This window comes from Puniceicoccus vermicola, assembly GCF_014230055.1.
Lineage (GTDB): Bacteria > Verrucomicrobiota > Verrucomicrobiia > Opitutales > Puniceicoccaceae > Puniceicoccus > Puniceicoccus vermicola.
Genome location: NZ_JACHVA010000112.1, coordinates 1 through 3,539 on the forward strand (window position 1 = coordinate 1; position 3,539 = coordinate 3,539).

Sequence of the window (3,539 nt, forward strand, 5' to 3'; positions counted from 1 at the left end):
AAAAAATTAACAACCTATATCGCACTGAGGTAGGAAGCCACCGAGGGCGTCCGGTTGGAAACCTTGACGCTACGCTCAATGGGATTTGGTGGATATTGTGCACGGGCTCGATTTGGAATCAGTTGCCTGAACGTTATGGAAAATGGAACAGTGTTTGGCGGTGTTTTCGCCGCTGGTGTGGTTCAGGCATGTGGGGATGGATTCTGCAGAATCTTACGGAACAGCACTCTGACTACGAAATCGCCTTGATGCTGGACGGCTCCCATATCAAGGCTCATCAGGACGCTTCCCGGAGTCCCTTAGATTCTGAACAACAAAAACTTGGAAAAACCAAAGGTGGCAGAAATACAAAACTCTCTGCTGTGGTAAATCTTGCCGGAAGAGCCGTTTCCCTTGTCTTGGTTCCCGGCAATGAACACGACAGTGTCAGTGCCATCGAAACCCTTCCCAAGAACTTGAAAGCCAAGTTCGTTCTCGCCGACAAGGCCTATGATGCCAACCGCATCAGAAGTCATATTGAATCGGCGGGAGGGTTCTGCGTCATCCCTCCTAAAGCGAATCGAAAAGAGACGATCTCTTACGACAAGGAAATCGGTAGGCTTCGAAGAATCGTCGAAAACTTCTTCTGCAGAATAAAATCATACAGAAGAGTCGCTACACGATACGAGCAACTCCCCCAAACCTTCCTCGGATTCGTAACTCTCTCTGCAATAGTAGATTGGATTAAATTTGAATTTGTCCACGCGGCCTAGTGTTACCGGCCCGTTCTACCCATTGGATCATTCGGTTCGTCAACTCGTTTTCCGGAAATGTTCTAATGTCTCGATCAGAATAGCCTTCCTTCTTTAGCTGATCGAAAATCGCTGCCAAACAGTCATTAAGCTCGTACCAAATTTCGGTTGGGCTTTTAGGGGTAGCGTTCCCTTCCTGAACGAGCCAATTCCGGACTATCCGAACAACTTCAATAGGCTCGCCTCCATGCGATTTAATATCTGAGTTTGAAAGATCGGAGATTGCGGCCTGAAACCGGTAACGCTCCTCTTCTACGATTAGAATCTTCTTCTCTCGATGATTCTGAGTTCCTAAATATTTCGCGCCGAGATCGATACCTAATTCCAAGGGCATATTTAGCCTGAAAATCTCACCAACTTTTTTTGCCTTGCATCTGGATAAATCGTGAATGCCGAATTTGGAATCCTTGACCAAGTCGAAAATCTTATTGATTCGGGCCTCACCGCTGTCAGCGCGTTCAAGCGAAAACCTCGGATTAAATCTCAGTCTTATTACGGTGAAAACTATTGCTCTGAAAAGGTCCCAATAATCATCATCAAAAGGACAATTTATGAACACGTTTCGATTTTCTCGCACCGTCAGCCCTTTGGCGGGAATGGGTCCTTTCCATATGAATTTCGCTCCCTGATTCTCCCGTTACTTCCATGAATATACAATTCCCCAGACTCCTTTTTGGCTGTCTGCTTCGCATAATCGATTGCTTCGTTTTGAGTCCCGAAGTTTCGAATGGATCGAGAAGCCCCAGAACGCCTGACGCTCCACTTTCCACGAGGATTTTTGACGACATGGGTACCTGACTTTTTCATGCTTTCAGGATAGCTCGGAAAATTAGCAAATCAACCCCTTTTATATAGTTCTCAAGCTGGGTGCAAAAAGACAGTTACTCTCCATTGTAACCAAGGAAAAGGGGCGGGAGGGGGGCCGCTGCCGCGGTCGCCCCTCGCCGCCCCGATTTCGCTTGGTTAGGACCGGTTGAGGACTTCGCAGTTTCCTACGATGAGTTGATCCTTGAAGATCCGTTGGCGGCCCTCCTCGAGGGTGATCGGCTTGAAATCCGGTTCAGCCGGACTCTTGATGATCTCCTCTCCCTGAAAGGTGATGCGGGAATCCTCGACCGGATCGAGAATCTCTTCCCACCGAATAACTCCGGGTTGCGTAGCCAACTCGTGACTAACGAGGACCAGATTTCCCGATCCATCCTTTTTCTTAATGAGGCGCGCGCCACTGGATACCACGATCCCATGGACAAACAGACCCGTCTCTTCGATTTTGATTTTTTTCGTTTTTCATGATGATTCCTCCAATTGGAGATAGTCGCTCGTGTTGTTGATTTGAATTTTGCCGTTGCCCAGGTAGCGACCTTCCCTCGCCAACGACAGGATTTGTTTCCCGAGAATTTCCCTGTAAGGTTTCTCGAAAGTGATTTGGCGAAACCGGTCCAAACGGTCCCGCAACAAAGCGGTTCGATTCCATCTCTCGATCCGTCGACCGATCGTCTCATCCCTCCTCTTTCTCTTCGTCTGAGGCGGCTCTTTTTCTGGCCGACGCTGGCCGCTTCGAGAGTGCCGAACGTTTCGCGGAGGAATCGCTCGATTTCCCATTGGGGATGCATCGGGCGGCGGGTAGCCCGAGAGGGCCGGAGCAATCCCCGAGCGGTTAGGCGGTCAACGGTCGCGGGTGACTGTCCAATCTTCTCAGCAACCTCCACTTGGGAGTATGCGAGACGACAGGACTGTTGTGTTTGATGGCGTTTTCATAACGCCACCAGAAAACCATTTCTCGCCCGAAAATTCAGTGGACAGGCTTCCAGAATCTCAGTCCATTGACACATCTGCCCCGATGAATGGCTTGAACGACAAAGATAAATTCTTATCTTTGTTTTTTTGTGGACGCGGCAGAAATCGAGAACATGAGCACCGAAGAACGCCTTCGAGCCATGGAAATGATTTGGAATTCCCTTCAAAAGGAAGAGGCCCAACTCGATTCTCCCTCTTGGCACGCAGAAGTTTTGGAAGAACGCCGATCCAAGATTGATCAAGGACAAGCTGAATTTGTTTCGCTCGATGAGGCAAAGAAGCTCCTTGAGGAATGAATCCGAAGAGGGTCAACCTCATTCGCGAAGCGGTTCAGGATCTTCGCTCTGGTAGAGATTTCTACGAATCGGCTGAAACCGGGCTTGGCGGCTACTTCCTTTCCAGCCTCTTTTCGGATCTTGAATCCCTTCGGCTTTTCGGGGGATCACATCCAATTCGATTCGGCTTATCACCGAATGCTCTCAAGGCGCTTCCCCTATGCGGTCTACTACGCTGCCGAAAAAGATCACCTGAATGTCATCGGGGTACTCGACATGCGCAGAAACCCGAAGATGCTCGAAAGAATTCTGGTGAAACGACCCAAATCCTAGGTCTCTTCGCCCTCTCGCCATCCCGATTTCGCTTGGCTAGGACCGGTTGAGGACTTCGCAGTTTCCGACGATGGGCGAATCCTTGAAGATCCGTAGGGTAGATTTCGCTCACCGCCGATTTTCCACGCTTGCCCAAACGGGGCATCCTCGCAAATAGTGTGGATCTTCGGCGGGCCTGTAGCTCAGCGGTTAGAGCAGGGGACTCATAATCCCTTGGTCGTGGGTTCGAACCCCACCGGGCCCACCAGCCTCCGCTTGAGCGAAGCGAAAGCAAGGAGGCTGCCACGCCGGAGATCCGAAGGACGGAGGCGGGCTGGAAACTCCCACCCGGTTCGACGCTCAA

The 3,539-nt window shown here is 50.3% G+C and carries 6 protein-coding genes and 1 tRNA gene; 4 read left to right on the plus strand and 3 right to left on the minus strand.

Annotated elements, in window-relative coordinates; translation table 11 throughout:
• On the plus strand, window positions 1-752 hold a 752-nt coding region (locus tag H5P30_RS14475), incomplete at its 5' end, for an IS5 family transposase (RefSeq protein ID WP_185693118.1).
• Here H5P30_RS14475 and H5P30_RS14480 read toward each other — a convergent pair.
• The 3 genes from H5P30_RS14480 to H5P30_RS14490 form a co-directional block, all read right to left on the minus strand.
• A complete protein-coding gene (locus tag H5P30_RS14480; RefSeq protein WP_185693635.1) occupies window positions 724-1,350 on the minus strand; it encodes a hypothetical protein in 627 nt (208 codons plus the stop codon). The genes H5P30_RS14475 and H5P30_RS14480 overlap by 29 nt on opposite strands.
• 20 nt (window positions 1,351-1,370) lie before the next feature.
• Window positions 1,371-1,598: a DUF2188 domain-containing protein gene (locus H5P30_RS22535; RefSeq protein ID WP_185693636.1), complete on the minus strand. Its 228-nt coding sequence runs from the start codon at window positions 1,596-1,598 to the stop codon at window positions 1,371-1,373.
• A 156-nt stretch (window positions 1,599-1,754) separates the two neighbouring features.
• Window positions 1,755-2,027 (minus strand): hypothetical protein, encoded by a 273-nt coding sequence (locus H5P30_RS14490; protein WP_185693637.1) that lies wholly within the window; start codon window positions 2,025-2,027, stop codon window positions 1,755-1,757.
• A gap of 674 nt (window positions 2,028-2,701) precedes the next feature.
• Between H5P30_RS14490 and H5P30_RS14495 the strand changes: the two genes are divergently transcribed.
• The 3 genes from H5P30_RS14495 (at window position 2,702) to H5P30_RS14505 (ending at window position 3,443) form a co-directional block, all read left to right on the plus strand.
• Window positions 2,702-2,884 (plus strand): addiction module protein, encoded by a 183-nt coding sequence (locus H5P30_RS14495; protein ID WP_185693638.1) that lies wholly within the window; start codon window positions 2,702-2,704, stop codon window positions 2,882-2,884.
• Between the two features lie 177 nt (window positions 2,885-3,061).
• Window positions 3,062-3,196 carry a hypothetical protein gene (locus tag H5P30_RS22280; protein ID WP_281388081.1) on the plus strand — a complete coding sequence of 45 codons (135 nt, stop codon included), beginning with the start codon at window positions 3,062-3,064 and terminating at the stop codon, window positions 3,194-3,196.
• Window positions 3,197-3,367: 171 nt separating this feature from the next.
• Window positions 3,368-3,443, plus strand: a tRNA-Ile gene (locus tag H5P30_RS14505).
• Window positions 3,444-3,539: the final 96 nt, after the last annotated feature.

Coding starts and splice junctions, on each gene's coding strand:
- H5P30_RS22535 (WP_185693636.1), bottom strand. CDS start 1,598: ATGAAAAAGTCAGGTACCCATGTCGTCAAAAATCCTCGTGGAAAGTGG.
- H5P30_RS14495 (WP_185693638.1), top strand. CDS start 2,702: ATGAGCACCGAAGAACGCCTTCGAGCCATGGAAATGATTTGGAATTCC.
- H5P30_RS22280 (WP_281388081.1), top strand. CDS start 3,062: ATGCTCTCAAGGCGCTTCCCCTATGCGGTCTACTACGCTGCCGAAAAA.